The organism is Rhizobium sp. FG113 (assembly GCF_057809895.1).
This window is the reverse complement of record NZ_JBMDKV010000001.1, coordinates 114,948-130,743: the sequence shown is the minus strand read 5'-3', so window position 1 is coordinate 130,743 and position 15,796 is coordinate 114,948. Positions and strand designations below refer to the sequence as shown.

Below are 15,796 nucleotides of genomic sequence, written 5' to 3'. Positions count from 1 at the left end.
GCGCCTCGATATTCAAACAAGGAACTCACCATGAATACAGCCGCACTTCGCCGCCTGGACATTGCAGCGCGGATTTTGATGTCGATCCTCTTCCTCTACAGCGGGGTCGGGAAGCTGATGGACCCGGCATCGGTTGCGACGCGACTGACCGATTTCGGATTTCCCGTACCGATGCTGATGGCCTATCTGGTCACCGCGTTCGAGCTTGTTGCTCCCATCGTTCTGATCGCCGGCTATCAGGTTCTGGTGGTGAGCGTGCTTCTTGCCGGCTATACGGTGTTGACGGCCCTAATGTTTCATCAGTTCTGGGCGGCCGCGCCCGCCCAGCAGGCCGGCCAGTCGATCAACTTTCTGAAGAATCTGGCCATCGCCGGTGGCTTCTGGTTTGTCGCGAGAACCGAGCTGGAGTTTCGCCTGTCGGCAGGGCGTCCCGTGCTCGATCCACTGAAAAGCGCGCAGTAAGGTCTCTATCGAACGCGTCTCAAGCAAGGCATCGCCTTGCTTGAGAAACTTGTCCGCTGGCCCTTTGTCGAAGCCGATGGTCCAACTTCGTGAACCCTCTAGTCGAGCATGACCATATGGGCCGGCAGCTGCTCTTCAAAAAACTTCGAGAATGTGGCGATACGCGGCGGCAGAGCCTGATAGGGGGGGTAGTAGAGCGTCAGCCAAAGCTCCGGCGGCGCCCAGCCCGGGAGCACATGCACCAACCGGCCGGTGCGGATATGCTCGGCGATGTGAAAGCCCGGAAGCATGGCGACGCCGACGCCATCGGCGGCCATATCGGCGAGCACTTCGCCATTGTTGGCGCTGAATGCGCGGCCGGCCGCGATCGAGATGCTCGATCCGCCGTCCGACAGGGCCCAGGTCTCGCGACGGCTCTCGCCGCTATAGGCGAGGCAATCGTCTGGCGTCAGTTCGTTCGGATGCTGCATCTCCGTGAAGCGGCTGCCGGGCGCTGCCACCAAAATCCTCGGCACCGCCCGGATCTTGCGCCAGATGGTGAACTTGTCCGAAGGGGCGGACGAAATGCGGATCGCGAGATCGTAGTCGTCGTCGATGATGTTGACCAAGCCGTCCGACAGCGAAACCTCGAAGCTCATCTTCGGATAGAGCTCGCGGAAGCCCGAAAGAATTGGCGTGAGGATCGTCTTCCCAAGCCAGGTCGGCGCGCTGATCCGCAACCGCCCCTGGTCGGATTTATGCGCGTTCTTGACATCCTTGCGGGCATTTTCGAGCGCTTCGATCGCCGGCTGGATCTGCGCAGCGAAGACGGCGCCATCCGTCGTCAGCGACACCTGACGCGTGGTGCGCACGAAGAGCTGGACGCCGAGATCGTCCTCGAGTGCCGCGATCGCGCGGGTGACGGCGGCGGGCGTCATGTCGAGCTCGCGGGCGACCTGGGCGAAGTTGCGCTTTGCGGCGGCGAGCAGGAAGGTTTTCAGGGCTTTATAGTCGTTCATCTCAATTATTTCAAAAATCGCAATTCATTCGACAGGAATATTGCAATTCCGCAATGCAATCAACCCGGTTACATCTCTGGTCATCGAAACGGCAACGCCCACAGAGAAAGGCAACGGCCATGATCAAGGATATCAAGGGACTGCACCACGTCACTTCGATGGCGTCGGATGCCCGAGAAAACAACCGGTTCTTCACGAACGCACTCGGCCTGCGCCGCGTCAAGAAGACCGTCAACTTCGACGACCCGAGCGTCTACCACCTCTACTATGGCGATGAAAACGGCACGCCCGGCACGGTCATGACCTACTTTCCTTTCCCGCACATGATGACCGGCCGCCCCGGCGTCGGTGAGGTCAGCGAGACGCAGTTCTCCATCCCGAAGGGATCGCTGGCTTTCTGGAAAGACCGCCTGACGGCCCAGGGTGTCGTCGGTCTGAAGACCGACACGGTGTTCGGCGCCAACCGCCTGCGCTTCGCCGGCCCTGATGGCGACGGACTAGCACTGATCGAAACCGCCGAAGACGCCCGCGCCCCATGGCTTGCCGATGGCATCTCGGAAGACAATGCGATCCGCGGCTTCTCCGGTGCGCGCTTCGACCTGCACGACACCGCCGCCACATCGGAACTGCTGCAGTTCATGGGCTATGAGCGCGCCGAGGTCGAAGGTGATGTGACGCGGTTCATCATTCCCGGTGGAAATGGTGCCGACACCATCGACATCGCGTCGCTGCCGAAAACGCCGTTTGCCCGCCAGGGTGCCGGTTCTGTCCACCACATCGCCTTTGCCGTCGAGAACCGCGAAAAGCAGCTCGAAGTGCGCAAGGCCCTGATGGACACGGGCTACCAGGTAACGCCGGTTATCGACCGCGATTACTTCTGGGCGATCTACTTCAGAACGCCGGGCGGGATCCTGTTCGAAATCGCAACCAACGAGCCCGGTTTCGACCGCGACGAAGATACCGCTCACCTCGGCGAAGCCTTGAAGCTGCCGACCCGGTATGAGGCCTATCGCGGCCAGATCGAAGAGAATCTCGTCCCGCTCGCAGCATAACCCCGCACGGCAAACTGCCGCGCCCCTCTAACACCAACAATTTCCGCCTTCGAACGGCTGCCTGAGGCAGGCAGCCGACCGCCGGAGGCATCTCAATCCTTAAGCGCCAGACCGGCAATCAAAACCTAAACGGAGAAATCAAATGTCCAAGCTCGAAGTCCTGACCCCTGCAAACAGCCAGCTCATCTTCATCGACCAGCAGCCGCAGATGGCTTTCGGTGTCCAGTCGATCGATCGCCAGACGCTGAAGAACAATGTCGTCGGTCTCGCCAAGGCGGCCAAGATCTTCAACATCCCGACCACGATCACCACGGTCGAGACGGAAAGCTTCTCCGGCAACACCTTCCCGGAACTGCTCGGCGTCTTCCCCGAGAACGACATTCTGGAGCGCACCTCGATGAACTCCTGGGACGACCAGAACGTGCGTGACGCCCTTGCCAAGAACGCCGCCGGCGGCCGTAAGAAGATCGTCGTCTCCGGCCTCTGGACGGAAGTGTGCAACACCACCTTCGCGCTCTCCGCCCTCCATGATGTTCCCGACTACGAAATCTACATGGTCGCCGACGCTTCCGGCGGCACCTCGGTCGACGCCCACAAATATGCGATGGACCGCATGGTACAGGCCGGCGTCATCCCCGTTACCTGGCAGCAGGTCATGCTCGAATGGCAGCGCGATTGGGCCCGCAAGGAAACCTACAACGCCGTCACCTCGCTGGTGAAGGAACATTCCGGCGCCTACGGCATGGGCATCGACTATGCGGTCACGCATGTCCACGGCGGCGCCGAGCGCGTCAGCCATGGCAAGCGCATCGGCCCTAACCCAGCCAAGTAATCACACATCGCCGCCGCTTCCGCAGGATCGAATGTCCAAATGCGGAAGCGGCTTTCATCTAGAGTCGAGGATGCCCCATGAAACTCTATCTTCTTTCCATCGGTGCCGGTCTTCTGGTCGGTATCGTCTATAGTTTGCTCAATGTCCGCTCTCCCGCGCCACCGATCGTGGCTCTTGTCGGCCTGCTCGGCATTCTGGTTGGCGAACAGCTCATTCCCTTCGCCAAGACGCTGATCGCCAAGGAGCCCGCAGCAGTCTCCTGGATCAACCAGATCAAGCCGCACATGTTCGGTCATCTGCCAAAGGGCGAGAGCCGCAATGACGTCGTCGTGTCTCGCCAGGATCAGCACAAGTCTGCTAGCTGACACCGCAAGAGGAGATTTGCTTGCGGCGGGGCCCAGCCCGGCCAATCCCGGCGCAAAGCGTTGAAATCAATATTAATAATGAAGCCTGGAGCATTTCCCATGTTCGCCGACCTCATCCTCCACCACGGTTTGATCACCACGCTCGATCGAACCAATCCAACCGCCAGCGCCGTCGCCATCAAGGACGGTGCCTTTCTCGAAGTCGGCACCGATGCCGAGATCATGGCGCTCGCCGGCCCGGACACCAAGATCGTCGACCTCAAGGGCAAGCGCGTCCTGCCGGGCCTGATCGACAACCACACCCACGTCGTGCGCGGCGGTCTGAACTACAACATGGAACTGCGCTGGGACGGGGTTCGTTCGCTGGCGGATGCCATGGACATGCTGAAGCGCCAGGTGGCGATCACACCGGCCCCGCAATGGGTTCGCGTCGTCGGCGGCTTCACCGAACACCAGTTCGCCGAAAAGCGCCTGCCGACGATCGAGGAGATCAATGCGGTTGCGCCCGACACGCCGGTCTTCCTGCTGCATCTCTATGACCGCGCGCTCTTGAACGGCGCTGCGCTCCGCGCCGTCGGCTACACCCGCGACACGCCCAACCCGCCCGGCGGCGAGATTACCCGCGACGCCAACGGCAACCCGACCGGCATGCTGCTTGCCAAGCCGAACGCCGGTATTCTCTACTCGACGCTGGCGAAAGGCCCGAAGCTGCCCTTCGACTACCAGGTCAATTCCACCCGCCACTTCATGCGCGAGCTCAATCGTCTCGGCGTCACCGGCGTGATCGATGCCGGCGGCGGCAACCAGAACTATCCCGATGACTACGAGGTCATCCAGAAGCTCTCCGACGAAAACCAGCTGACCGTTCGCCTCGCCTATAACCTCTTCACACAGAAGCCGAAGGCCGAGAAAGAGGATTTCCTCAACTGGACGTCCTCGGTCAAATACAAGCAGGGCAACGACTACTTCCGCCACAATGGCGCCGGCGAGATGCTGGTCTTCTCCGCCGCTGACTTCGAGGACTTCCGCCAGCCGCGCCCGGAAATGGCGCCGGAGATGGAAGGCGAGCTCGAGGAAGTGGTGCGGGTTCTGGCCGAAAACCGCTGGCCCTGGCGTATGCACGCCACCTATGACGAAACCATCTCGCGTTCGCTTGACGTGTTCGAGAAGGTCAACAAGGACATTCCGCTCGAAGGCCTCAACTGGTTCTTCGACCATGCCGAGACCATCTCGGAGCGTTCGATCGACCGTATCGCGGCACTTGGCGGCGGCATCGCCACGCAGCACCGCATGGCCTATCAGGGCGAATACTTCGTCGAGCGCTATGGCCACGGCGTTGCCGAAGCCACGCCGCCGATCAAGCGGATGCTCGACAAGGGCGTTAACGTCTCGGCCGGCACCGACGCCACCCGGGTCGCCTCCTATAATCCATGGGTTTCGCTCTCCTGGATGGTAACCGGCAAGACGGTCGGCGGCATGCAGCTCTATCCGCGTGCCAATTGCCTGGACCGCGAGACGGCGCTCAGGATGTGGACGGAAAAGGTCACCTGGTTCTCCAACGAAGAGGGAAAGAAGGGCCGCATCGAGAAGGGCCAGTTCGCCGATCTCGTGGTCCCCAGCAAGGACTTCTTTGCCTGCGCCGAGGACGAGATCTCGTTCCTCACCTCCGATCTGACGATGGTTGGCGGCAAGATCGTCTATGGCTCGGGTGATTTCGCCAAATATGACGAAAGCAACATCCCGCCCGCCATGCCGGATTGGTCTCCGGTGCGCAAATTCGGCGGCTACGCCGCCTGGGGCGAGCCCGAAGGCGCCGGCGCACGCTCACTGCGCCGCACGGCCATCTCCACCTGCGGCTGCGCCAGCGACTGCGGTGTCCATGGCCACGACCACGCCGGCGCCTGGACCTCGAAGCTTCCGATCGCGGATCTCAAGGGCTTCTTCGGTGCACTCGGTTGCTCCTGCTGGGCCGTTTGAGGCTGACGCGATAACCGAACGACGTATCATCTTGGGCAGCGGGAAACCGCTGCCCAAGCCTGTTTTGCAAGCGTAAAAAAGCTCTCATGGATAATTGCGGATAATGCAATTAAATCGAAACTATTGATGCAATTGTTGGCGGCAATGGTTCCCGTCAATATGGCTCCATCAGCCGAACACAGCGCCGCTCGAACCGACCGGCCAAGATCGCAGGAGCAAAGATGACCAGCCACTCACCTTCAACACAGCGCAGGCTTCTGACCGATGTCGTTTCGGCGCCTGCCGTGCGAACCGCCGCGCTGCTCGCGCTTTGCGCCGCCTATATCCAGGGCCCGCTCACCAAGACTTTCGATTTCGGCGGCGCAGTCGCCGAGATGGAGCATTTCGGTCTCCACCCGGCCCCGGTCTTCGCCGTCGTCGTCATCGCATTCGAGCTGACCGCATCGGCCATGGTCGTGTCGGGAAAGCTGCGGTGGATGGGCGCTCTCGCGCTCGCCGGGTTCACTATTCTCGCGACCTTCATCGCGCTTCGTTTCTGGGAACTGCCCGCCGGCATGGAACGGATGATGGCGACCAACGCCTTCTTCGAACATCTCGGCCTCGCAGGCGCCTTCATTCTCGTCACCATCTTCGACATCACCAAGGGAGCTGAACAATGAGCACCGCAAAATCCTCAGGGGGCAGCTTCGCTCCACTCGCCCAACCCGTCTTCGCCGTTCTCTGGGCAGCCACCGTTCTCGGCAATACCGGCAGCTTCATGCGAGATGTCGCGAGCTCGTGGTTGATGACCGATCTCTCGGCCTCGCCGGCCGCGGTCGCTATGGTTCAGGCGGCGGGCACGCTGCCGATCTTCCTTCTCGCCATTCCGGCCGGCGTGTTGACCGACATTCTCGACCGCCGCAAGTTCCTGATTGCAGTGCAGCTGCTGCTCGTCTCCGTCAGCATCAGCCTCATGATTCTTGCCCAGACGGGTATGCTTTCGGTCAGCGCCCTGATAGGTCTCACCTTCCTCGGCGGCATTGGCGCGGCACTGATGGGGCCAACCTGGCAGGCGATCGTGCCTGAGCTCGTCAAGCGCGAGGATGTGAAAAGCGCGGTTGCGCTGAACTCGCTCGGCATCAATATCGCCCGTTCCATCGGCCCGGCAGCGGGGGGTATCCTGCTTGCCGCGTTCGGGGCGGGTCTTACTTACGGGGCTGACGTTGCCAGCTATCTGGTCGTCATCGCAGCGCTGATCTGGTGGCCGCGCGCCAAGAGCGCCAACGATGCCCTACAGGAGAATTTTTTCGGCGCCTTCCGGGCCGGCCTTCGCTACACCCGTGCCAGCCGCCCGCTGCATGTCGTGCTGTTGCGTGCCGCGATCTTCTTCGCCTTCGCCAGCGCCGTCTGGGCCCTCCTGCCGCTCGTCGCCCGCCAGCTTCTCGGTGGTGATGCAAGCTTCTACGGCATCCTGCTGGGCGCGGTTGGCGCTGGTGCGATCGGTGGGGCGCTTGTCATGCCGAAACTGCGCCAACGCTTTGATGGCGATGGGCTACTGCTCGGTGCAGCGATCATCACGGCGGCCGTCATGGCTATCCTGTCGCTCGCTCCGCCAAAGCTGGTTGCCATCGTCGCTCTCCTCTTCCTCGGCGGCGCATGGATCACCGCTCTGACGACGCTGAATGGCGCGGCCCAGGCTGTCCTTCCGAACTGGGTGCGTGGTCGCGGTCTTGCTGTCTACCTCACCGTCTTCAACGGCGCGATGACGGCCGGCAGCCTCGGCTGGGGTGCCGTTGGTGAAGCGGTCGGTGTCCCTGGCGCCCTCTTGATCGGCGCCGCCGGTCTGCTCGTCGCCGGTCTTATCATGCACCGTGTAAAGCTGCCTGCCGGCGATGCCGACCTGGTCCCGTCCAGCCACTGGCCGGAGCCGCTTGTCGCCGAGCCTGTCGCCCATGATCGTGGACCGGTTCTGATCCTGATCGAATACAACGTCGAAAAGCACAACCGTTCGGCCTTCCTTCGTGCCTTGAACGACATGTCGCAGGAACGCCGCCGCGATGGCGCCTATGGCTGGGGCGTGACGGAAGACTCCGCTGATCCGCAGAAGATCGTCGAGTGGTTCATGGTGGAATCCTGGGCGGAGCATCTGAGGCAGCACAAGCGGGTGTCGAACGCCGATGCCGACTTGCAGGGCAAGGTGCTTGCCTACCACTCGGGGCCAGACAAGCCCGTCGTCCGGCACTTCCTGACGATCAACCGCCCGGGCATGGCTTAAGAAATAGAGACGAAGAAGGGGGCCGCGAGGCCCCCTTTTTTCCGTTTGTCTAGACAGCTGGGGCCATCCTCGCTTCTTTCGTCAGCGCAGTCGCGTCAGGTCGACCGGGCGATTGTTGATGATCGCCTCCATTGAGAAAAAGCCTGTCACCGTGGCGAGATCGAAATTCGTGATGAGCTTCTGATAGAAGGCATCGTAGCCCGACATGCCTTTCGTCACAACCTTGATAAGATAATCCCAGTCGCCGCCGATGCGATAGAAGTCGATCACCTCGGGCAACCGCTCGACATGCGCCCGAAATCCCTCGCTCCATTCTTTCGAATGATGGCGTGTGCGGATCATGACGAAGACCGTCAGGTCGAACCCGAGAGCCTTCAGGTCGATGTCGCTGTGCGATCCCCGGATCAGTCCGAGGGAGTGCAGCCGTTGCAGCCGGCGCCAGCAGGCATTCTGCGAGAGGCCGATCTTCTCGGCCAGATCGCGCTGCGACAGGGTCGCATCATTCTGCATGGCGCTGAGGATCTTCATGTCAAACGCATCGATTTTTGCAGTGGAATCGTTCATTTGACACGCTCTGCCAATCAGTGTTGGTATGGTTTCCGCGAAATAGTGTGAGGCGACGCGATTTGTGTCAATGCTCACGCCGCGCTCGATCGAGATGGGCACGCGCATCTTGCCACTTACCCACATGATGATGTGGGTACAGGCGATCCTATCGTCCCGCCTTGTGGCTGACGGCAGGCGCATACGCGATGAAAATCAAAATGCCTGTCAAACAAGCGTCATGAAAATTAATTTCACAGTTCCAACTTTTTCCGTGTTTCGTGTTGACGAGATCGAATTTTTGTCTCAACTTGACGAAAATAAATTACGTAAATGGGAACGAGAGCAGCATGAAAGTGGGAATTATCGGGCTAGGTTTCCGGCTCGGCTATCTGGGCTACGTCTTCAAGTCGATTGATGAAAGCTTCGAGATCGTCGGCTATGTCGATCCCGAGCCCGCAGGTCTGCCGGGTCTCGTCGAGAAGGGCGTTTCCGTTGGCAAATCCTATGCCACGCCGCAGGAGCTGATCGCCAACGAAAAGCTCGATCTCCTGATGATCGGCTCGCCCAATCTCTTCCATCTCGAGCATATCCGCATCGGTCTCGAAGCCGGTCTGAAGGTGTTCTGCGAAAAGCCGATCGTGACCACGATCGCCGAAAGCATCGAGCTCGCACGCCTGATGGCCAAGTTCGGTCACGAGCGGCTGATGGTCGGTCTGGTTCTGCGCTATTCGCCGCTTTATCGCGACCTGCAGGCGGTTCAGGCGGCCGGCAATCTCGGCCAGATCGTCTCGATCGAGGCGTCCGAGCATATCGAGCCCTACCACGGCGCATTCTTCATGCGCGACTGGCGCCGCTATGAGCGTTATTCCGGCAGCTTCATGCTGGAAAAATGCTGCCACGATCTCGACCTTTATAACGGCATCGCCGGCGCGCGGCCCGAGCGGGTCGCAAGCTTCGGCGGCCGCAAGAGCTTTACGCCGGCAAACGACCCGGCGCGCGAAGGCATCAACGACCTCGAGCTGTTCCATCGCAAGCCGAGCGGCTGGAAGGGCACCGACAAGGTGTTCGACAGCGATGCCGACATCATCGACTATCAGGTTGCGATCGTCGAATACGCCAATGGCGTGGGCATGAACTTCCACACCAACCTCAACGTTCCCGACCAGTTCCGTCGTTTTGCGATCATGGGCTCGCGCGGGATGGCCGAGGGCGATTTCGTGCGCGGCTATCTCGATGTGCATGAGCAGCTCACCGGCAAGAAGGTCGTCGAGAACAAGTATGCGGCTACCGAACTCTCGCAGCACTATGGTGCCGACGAGCAGATGGCGGTCGACATCCTCGACAGCGTTCGCACCGGCACGGTGCTGCCCGTCTCGACCCTGAACGCGCTTGAAGCCGGCATTCTGGCGCTCTCCATGGACGAGGCTCGCATCAAGAAGACGGTTGTCGACCTGCGTCCCGTATGGGACAAGTTCGACGAGGCGCTCCACGCCAGAGCGGCTTGAGGAGGGCGGCAGGATGAACGTTCAAAGAAGCAACCTCATCTTCGCCTGGATCCTTCTCCTTCCGGCAGTCCTCTATGTCGCGGTAATCGTCGCTTACCCGCTCGTCGATACGTTCATTCTGTCCTTCACCGATGCGTCACTCAGAAAAGTGACCAATTGGGTGGGCTGGGCGAACTATGAGAAGATCTTCAACGCGACCTTCGCGGACGTCATCGTCCGCACCTTCATCTGGACCTTCTTCTCGGTATCGCTGAAGATGATCATCGGCACCTTCGGCGCATCGCTGCTGAACAGCGCGGTGCCCGGTCGCTCGCTGTTTCGTTTGCTGACCATGCCGCCATGGGTGGTGCCGATGGCGATCGGCATCTTCATGTGGGGCTGGATGTATAACGGCCAGTTCGGGATGATCTCGGGCATGCTGCAGCGCATCGGCTTCGTGGATGGCCCGGTGGCCTTCCTCGCCTATGGCAACACGGCTTTTTGGGCAACGATCATCACCGACGTGTGGATCGGCGTGCCGATGGTCACCATCTATTTCCTGGCGGCCATCCAGTCGATCCCGAAGGATCTTTATGAGGCGGCCTGGACGGATGGCGCGGGGCGTTTCTATCGTTTTCGCCGCATCACCCTGCCGCTGATGGTGCCGTCGATCATCACAATGTCGATGCTATCCCTCATTGCCACGTTCAACTCCTTCGATATCATCTGGATCCTGACGCAGGGCGGCCCCAGCGGACAGACCACGACGATGATCATCGATACCTACCAGACGGCCATCGGCTCGAAGAAATATGGTGAGGGTGCGGCCCGCGCGGTGCTGATCTGCATCTTCCTCTCGGCATTCTGCTTTGCCTATTTCCGTGTCACCCGTCGGCTCAACCCGGAGAAGCGCGCATGAAGAACGCGGCCATGATCGATCGCTACAGCTGGTGGGAAATCCTGCTGATCTACCTTGGTGTCTTGGTGTTCCTCACCTTCGTGCTGGCGCCGTTCGTCGAAGGCTTCCTGGTGTCGCTGAAGCCGCTCAGCCAGCTGTTTTCGTCGCCCTATCGCTTCTGGCCGGAAAACGGCTCGTTCGAGGCCTATCGCACCATGTGGATCAGCGTTCCGGGCTTCGGGCGCTATATCTTCAACTCCTTCTTCATCTCGATCATCGTCACGGTGATCGTGCTGGCGCTCGTCATCCCGGCGTCCTATGCCTTCGCGAAGTTCGAGTTTCGCGGCATGGGCCTGCTGCTTGGCGCGTTCCTGACGGTCAACATGTTCTCTGGCGCCGTGTTGCTCATTCCGCTGTTTCGGCTGATGCGCACGCTCGGCGTGCTCAACACCTATTTCGCGATGATCGTGCCTGGCGTGGCATTCCTCATTCCTTCGGCCATCTGGCTGCTGCGGACCTACATGATCCGTATCCCGCAGGAGCTGAACGAGGCCGCCTATATGGATGGAGCCAGTCATTTCTATACGTTGCGCCGCGTGATCCTGCCGATTGCCATGCCGGGGATCATCGTCGTCGCCATCACCACTTTCATCGGCGCCTACGCGCAGCAATTCATCTTCGCGCTGACCTTCAACTCGAAGACCGAATACATGCCGTTGCCGGTGGGGCTCTTCGCTTACTTCGGTAAGCAGGAGGTTATCTGGAACGAGCTGATGGCAGCCTCCTTCGTCGGCATTCTGCCCGCGATGGTCATCATCTTCTTCTTGCAACGATATCTCGTCGGCGGTCTGACTGCCGGTGCGGTAAAACAATAACAAGTGAACAGCTAACTAACGGGAGTATTGACGTGAGCATCGCTTTCAAAACTAGCCTTATGGCACTGGCCTTGCTCGGCTCGACGGCGCTTGGCGCCATGACGGCCGAAGCTGCCGACAAGGAAATCAGCTGGATCTATTGCGGCGACAAGATCGACCCGATCCACGAGAAGTACATCAAGGAATGGGAAGGCAAGAATCCGGGCTGGAAGGTTGCGCCTGAAGTCGTTGGCTGGGCACAGTGCCAGGACAAGGCTACGACGCTTGCCGCCGCGGGCACGCCCGTCGCGATGGCTTACGTCGGCTCGCGCACGCTCAAGGAATTCGCCCAGAACGACCTGATCGTTCCGGTTCCGATGACCGACGACGAGAAGAAGGGCTACTACCCGCACATCGTCGACACGGTCACCTTCGAGGGCAACCAGTGGGGCGTTCCGATCGCATTCTCCACCAAGGCGCTCTACTGGAACAAGGATCTGTTCAAGCAGGCCGGCCTCGACCCCGAGAAGCCGCCGACAACCTGGGCTGAAGAAATCGCTGCTGCCAAGACCATCAAGGAAAAGACGGGCATCCCGGGTTACGGCCTGTCCGCCAAGACCTTCGACAACACCATGCACCAGTTCATGCATTGGGTTTACACCAACAATGCGACCGTCATCGACGCCGATGGCAAGGTCACGCTCGATAGCCCGGGTGTGCTCGCCGCTCTCCAGGCCTACAAGGACATCACGCCTTACTCCGAAGAAGGCCCGACCGCCTACGAGCAGAACGAAGTTCGTGCGATCTTCCTCGACGGCAAGGTCGGCATGATCCAGGCCGGTTCCGGCGCTGCCGCCCGCCTCAAGGACACCAAGATCAACTGGGGTGTGACGACGCTGCCGCTCGGACCGGACGCCAAGGGCCCGGGCACGCTGCTCATCACCGACAGCCTGGCGATCTTCAAGGGTTCTGGCGTCGAGGACAAGGCGATCGAATTCGCCAAGTACATCACCTCGTCGGATATCCAGCCTGAATACGAACTCCAGGGCGGCGCCGGCCTGACACCAATGCGTCCTTCCGCGAAGGTCGACGAATTCGTCAAGGCCGATCCGTCGTGGAAGCCGTTCATCGACGGCATCACCTATGGTGGTCCCGAGCCGCTCTTCACCGATTACAAGGGTTTCCAGAACTCTATGATCGAAATGGTCCAGTCCGTCGTGACAGGCAAGGCCGAACCGGCTGACGCCATCAAGAAGGCCGCTGGCGAGATCGAAGCGTTCAAGTAAGCCTTTGTTGGGGATCGCGGGCGCGCAACACCCGCGATCCCTTCGCTATCGAGAGTAAGCGCCGCGCGTGGCGGTGACCGGAGACAGGTTTTGGGACAGTTATTTCTCAACAAGGTTCAGAAATTTTACGGCGACTTCGAGGTTCTGAAGGGCGTTCAGCTCGAGGTGAACAATGGCGAGTTCGTCGTGTTCGTCGGCCCCTCCGGCTGCGGCAAATCCACATTGCTTCGCATGATCGCCGGCCTGGACGCGACGTCCGCGGGTGACATCGTGATCGACGGCGTCCGTGTAAACGATCTGCCGCCGGTAAAGCGCGGCATCGCCATGGTGTTCCAGTCCTATGCGCTCTATCCGCACATGAGCGTTTTCGAGAATATCGCCTTTCCGCTGCGCGTCGAAAAGATGGAAGAGCAGAAGCTCAAGGCCAGGGTCGAAAACGCGGCCCGGATCCTGCATCTCGACCAGCGCCTGCAGCAGAAGCCGGGCATGCTGTCCGGTGGTCAGCGCCAGCGCGTGGCGATCGGCCGCGCGATCGTGCGCGAGCCGAAGATCTTCCTGTTTGATGAGCCGCTCTCCAACCTCGACGCCGCGCTGCGCTCAGACATGCGCATCGAGCTCGCGAAACTGCACCGTCAGCTCAAGGCGACCATGATCTACGTCACCCACGACCAGGTCGAGGCGATGACGATGGCGGACCGCATCGTCGTGCTCAACGCCGGCGAGATCGCCCAGACGGGCGCGCCGCTCGAGCTCTACCACAAGCCCGCCAACATCTTCGTGGCCGGGTTCATCGGCAATCCGAAGATGAACTTCCTGCCGGTTACCTGCACTGCCGTCGGCGACAAGAGCGTGACCGTCGAATACAAGGGGCAGTCGCTCACCGTGCCGGTCACGCCACGCGCAGGCGTCGTCGGCAAGACGCTGACGCTTGGCGTACGCCCTGAACATATCCAGCTTGCATCCGGCGATATCTCGCTCACCATCACGCCGAGCGTCATCGAGCGTCTCGGCGCGCAGACGGTCGCTTACGCAGCGCTGAATGGCGAGGGCGAGAACTTCTGCGCCACGCTGTCAGGCAGCGTCGGCGTGCGACCGGAGCAGCCGATGCTCGTCGGCATCAACGCGGTGGATTGCCACCTCTTCGACGACGCCGGCATCGCGTTCGAACGCCATGTGGCGTTGACCGATATCGACCTCAATCTGCTGAACCCGACCGCGCTCGCCTGATCGCGAGCGCTCGTCGCGCCATCAGCGAGCGAGAAAATTGTAGAACAGGGTGTTGGTCGGATAGGCGTAAGCGCCCCGATCAACGATCCCGTGGCGGTACATGCAATTGCGCAGTGCCGTCACATGCCACAGGCTGTTGACGTCGGTCGAGCCGCGGCGAAACGCTTCCTGCTCGCAATAGGGATAGGTGTGGTCGAAGCGGGCCAGAATGGTCGGGTCGGAATCGACGGGGACACCGGAATAGGTTTGCCATTGCGATGGCGCCTGCGCGGCGGAAATGCACGCCAGGCTTCCTGCAATTCCCAATGCAATCAACGCTCTCATGAATGGTCTCCCATGACGTCGCCGGAATATTGGCGCATCAATAAAATGCGCCAGATATGGCAAACTTCAAGGAGGATTATCCAATGGCGTTAGCGGCCGGTGAACGGCCGCCAATCCGGCGCTTCGGTTACCAGACGAGCCCGCGCGCGGCCACGTCCTCGACGCGGGTGACGACGCCATCACGATGGAAGACCATCGTGTCGAAGAGGTTCGAGACCACGCAGGTGTGGTTCGGGATGATCAGGAGCTTGTCGCCGATCTGCGGGCGGGCGCCCTCGCATTTCGAGAGGTCGATCACGCCGTGCTCTTCAGACAGACCGGTGATCGAAGCCTGCGGATAGCCGACCACCTGACCGTAATCCGTGAAGCCGAGCAGGTCGGAGGTCAGCGTTTTCGAGCCCGCATCGATAACGGCACGATCCCCCGTCGGGCGGGAAACGACGGTGACGAGAATATGCATGGCGCAGTCGTCCACCGTGCAATGGCCGGCGCGGACCATGGAGCGGTCATTATAGATATAGGTGCCGGCCCGGTGTTCGGTGGCGGCGGGAACCAGATGGGCGTCGAACAGGCTCGGCGATCCGCCGTTGCTGACGATAGGGCAGGCGATGCCTTCGGCGTCGAGCAAGGCCAGCGTTTGCGATAGAAACGCCTGGACCTCTTTAGCGGCTCCCGGCTTCGGATAGTTCAGCAGTCCACCGAAAGTCAGGCCCGCCGCAGCGTCAATGTGCTTGGCGAGCGTCACGGCCTGCGCGGGCTTCTGCACGCCGCAGCGTCCGGCGCCGGTATCGCATTCAACCAGAACCACAAGCGGCTTGCGCGCGGCGAAGTAAGCAGACAGGCCGTCGACGGTATAGGCGCTATCCGCGACCACCTTCAGCCCGGATATCCGCTCGTTCAGCGCCGCCAGGCGTTCGAGCTTCTGGGCGCCGATGATGTTGAAGGTGATGAGGATGTCCTCGAAGCCCGCGTCGGCGAAAACTTCGGCCTCGGTGACCTTCTGGCAATTGATGCCCTTGGCGCCCGCCGCTACCTGTTGGGCCGCCAGCGCCGGAATCTTGTGCGTCTTGATGTGCGGGCGGAAGTCGATGCCGTGCGCGTCCATGTAGGCCTGCGTGCGAGCAATATTGGCCGCCATCCGGTCTTCGTCGATGATCGGCCGAGGTGTCGAGAGTTCCGCGACCTTGTCGCCGGGCTTGGCGACGACGGCAAATGGGTTGTTGTGCATCTGAGGCTA

Annotated in this window: 16 protein-coding genes; 12 read left to right on the top strand and 4 right to left on the bottom strand. The window is 60.8% G+C overall.

The window, feature by feature from the left end:
• Positions 1–30: 30 nt before the first annotated feature.
• The gene (locus ACODTZ_RS00595) at positions 31–462 is read left to right on the top strand and encodes a DoxX family protein (protein WP_489023008.1); all 432 of its coding nucleotides are present in this window, start codon (positions 31–33) and stop codon (positions 460–462) included.
• Between the two features lie 98 nt (positions 463–560).
• Here ACODTZ_RS00595 and ACODTZ_RS00590 read toward each other — a convergent pair whose 3' ends face one another.
• The gene (locus ACODTZ_RS00590; RefSeq protein ID WP_489023007.1) at positions 561–1,460 is read right to left on the bottom strand and encodes a LysR family transcriptional regulator; all 900 of its coding nucleotides are present in this window, start codon (positions 1,458–1,460) and stop codon (positions 561–563) included.
• 119 nt (positions 1,461–1,579) lie between these two features.
• Between ACODTZ_RS00590 and ACODTZ_RS00585 the strand changes: the two genes are divergently transcribed.
• The 6 genes from ACODTZ_RS00585 (at position 1,580) to ACODTZ_RS00560 (ending at position 7,940) form a co-directional block, all read left to right on the top strand.
• Positions 1,580–2,512, top strand: a complete 933-nt coding sequence (locus ACODTZ_RS00585; RefSeq protein WP_112981476.1) for a VOC family protein — start codon at positions 1,580–1,582, stop codon at positions 2,510–2,512.
• Positions 2,513–2,654: 142 nt separating this feature from the next.
• Positions 2,655–3,344 (top strand): hydrolase, encoded by a 690-nt coding sequence (locus ACODTZ_RS00580; protein ID WP_111560831.1) that lies wholly within the window; start codon positions 2,655–2,657, stop codon positions 3,342–3,344.
• Positions 3,345–3,421: 77 nt separating this feature from the next.
• Positions 3,422–3,709, top strand: a complete 288-nt coding sequence (locus tag ACODTZ_RS00575) for a XapX domain-containing protein (protein ID WP_489023004.1) — start codon at positions 3,422–3,424, stop codon at positions 3,707–3,709.
• 99 nt (positions 3,710–3,808) lie between these two features.
• A complete protein-coding gene (locus ACODTZ_RS00570; protein WP_113177413.1) occupies positions 3,809–5,686 on the top strand; it encodes an amidohydrolase in 1,878 nt (625 codons plus the stop codon).
• A 221-nt stretch (positions 5,687–5,907) separates the two neighbouring features.
• A complete protein-coding gene (locus ACODTZ_RS00565; RefSeq protein ID WP_489023001.1) occupies positions 5,908–6,345 on the top strand; it encodes a DoxX family protein in 438 nt (145 codons plus the stop codon).
• The gene (locus tag ACODTZ_RS00560; RefSeq protein ID WP_489022999.1) at positions 6,342–7,940 is read left to right on the top strand and encodes an MFS transporter; all 1,599 of its coding nucleotides are present in this window, start codon (positions 6,342–6,344) and stop codon (positions 7,938–7,940) included. Before ACODTZ_RS00565 ends, ACODTZ_RS00560 begins: the two co-directional genes overlap by 4 nt.
• Before the next feature lie 81 nt (positions 7,941–8,021).
• On the opposite strand, the gene ACODTZ_RS00555 is transcribed toward ACODTZ_RS00560, so the two are convergent.
• Positions 8,022–8,504 carry an Lrp/AsnC family transcriptional regulator gene (locus tag ACODTZ_RS00555; RefSeq protein ID WP_026282647.1) on the bottom strand — a complete coding sequence of 161 codons (483 nt, stop codon included), beginning with the start codon at positions 8,502–8,504 and terminating at the stop codon, positions 8,022–8,024.
• A gap of 329 nt (positions 8,505–8,833) precedes the next feature.
• Between ACODTZ_RS00555 and ACODTZ_RS00550 the strand changes: the two genes are divergently transcribed.
• The 5 genes from ACODTZ_RS00550 to ACODTZ_RS00530 all read left to right on the top strand — a co-directional run bounded on the left by ACODTZ_RS00550 (position 8,834) and on the right by ACODTZ_RS00530 (position 14,235).
• On the top strand, positions 8,834–9,991 hold the full coding sequence (locus ACODTZ_RS00550) for a Gfo/Idh/MocA family protein (protein ID WP_111560836.1): 1,158 nt from the start codon (positions 8,834–8,836) through the stop codon (positions 9,989–9,991).
• Between the two features lie 13 nt (positions 9,992–10,004).
• A complete protein-coding gene (locus ACODTZ_RS00545; RefSeq protein ID WP_018896583.1) occupies positions 10,005–10,889 on the top strand; it encodes a carbohydrate ABC transporter permease in 885 nt (294 codons plus the stop codon).
• Positions 10,886–11,743 carry a carbohydrate ABC transporter permease gene (locus ACODTZ_RS00540; protein ID WP_018896582.1) on the top strand — a complete coding sequence of 286 codons (858 nt, stop codon included), beginning with the start codon at positions 10,886–10,888 and terminating at the stop codon, positions 11,741–11,743. Before ACODTZ_RS00545 ends, ACODTZ_RS00540 begins: the two co-directional genes overlap by 4 nt.
• Before the next feature lie 59 nt (positions 11,744–11,802).
• On the top strand, positions 11,803–13,008 hold the full coding sequence (locus ACODTZ_RS00535; RefSeq protein ID WP_018896581.1) for an ABC transporter substrate-binding protein: 1,206 nt from the start codon (positions 11,803–11,805) through the stop codon (positions 13,006–13,008).
• A 90-nt stretch (positions 13,009–13,098) separates the two neighbouring features.
• On the top strand, positions 13,099–14,235 hold the full coding sequence (locus ACODTZ_RS00530) for an ABC transporter ATP-binding protein (RefSeq protein ID WP_489022995.1): 1,137 nt from the start codon (positions 13,099–13,101) through the stop codon (positions 14,233–14,235).
• A gap of 21 nt (positions 14,236–14,256) precedes the next feature.
• On the opposite strand, the gene ACODTZ_RS00525 is transcribed toward ACODTZ_RS00530, so the two are convergent.
• Together ACODTZ_RS00525 and ACODTZ_RS00520 are read right to left on the bottom strand one after the other, a co-directional pair.
• Positions 14,257–14,559 carry a hypothetical protein gene (locus tag ACODTZ_RS00525; RefSeq protein WP_047504923.1) on the bottom strand — a complete coding sequence of 101 codons (303 nt, stop codon included), beginning with the start codon at positions 14,557–14,559 and terminating at the stop codon, positions 14,257–14,259.
• A 127-nt stretch (positions 14,560–14,686) separates the two neighbouring features.
• Positions 14,687–15,787, bottom strand: a complete 1,101-nt coding sequence (locus tag ACODTZ_RS00520; RefSeq protein WP_489022993.1) for a D-TA family PLP-dependent enzyme — start codon at positions 15,785–15,787, stop codon at positions 14,687–14,689.
• Positions 15,788–15,796: the final 9 nt, after the last annotated feature.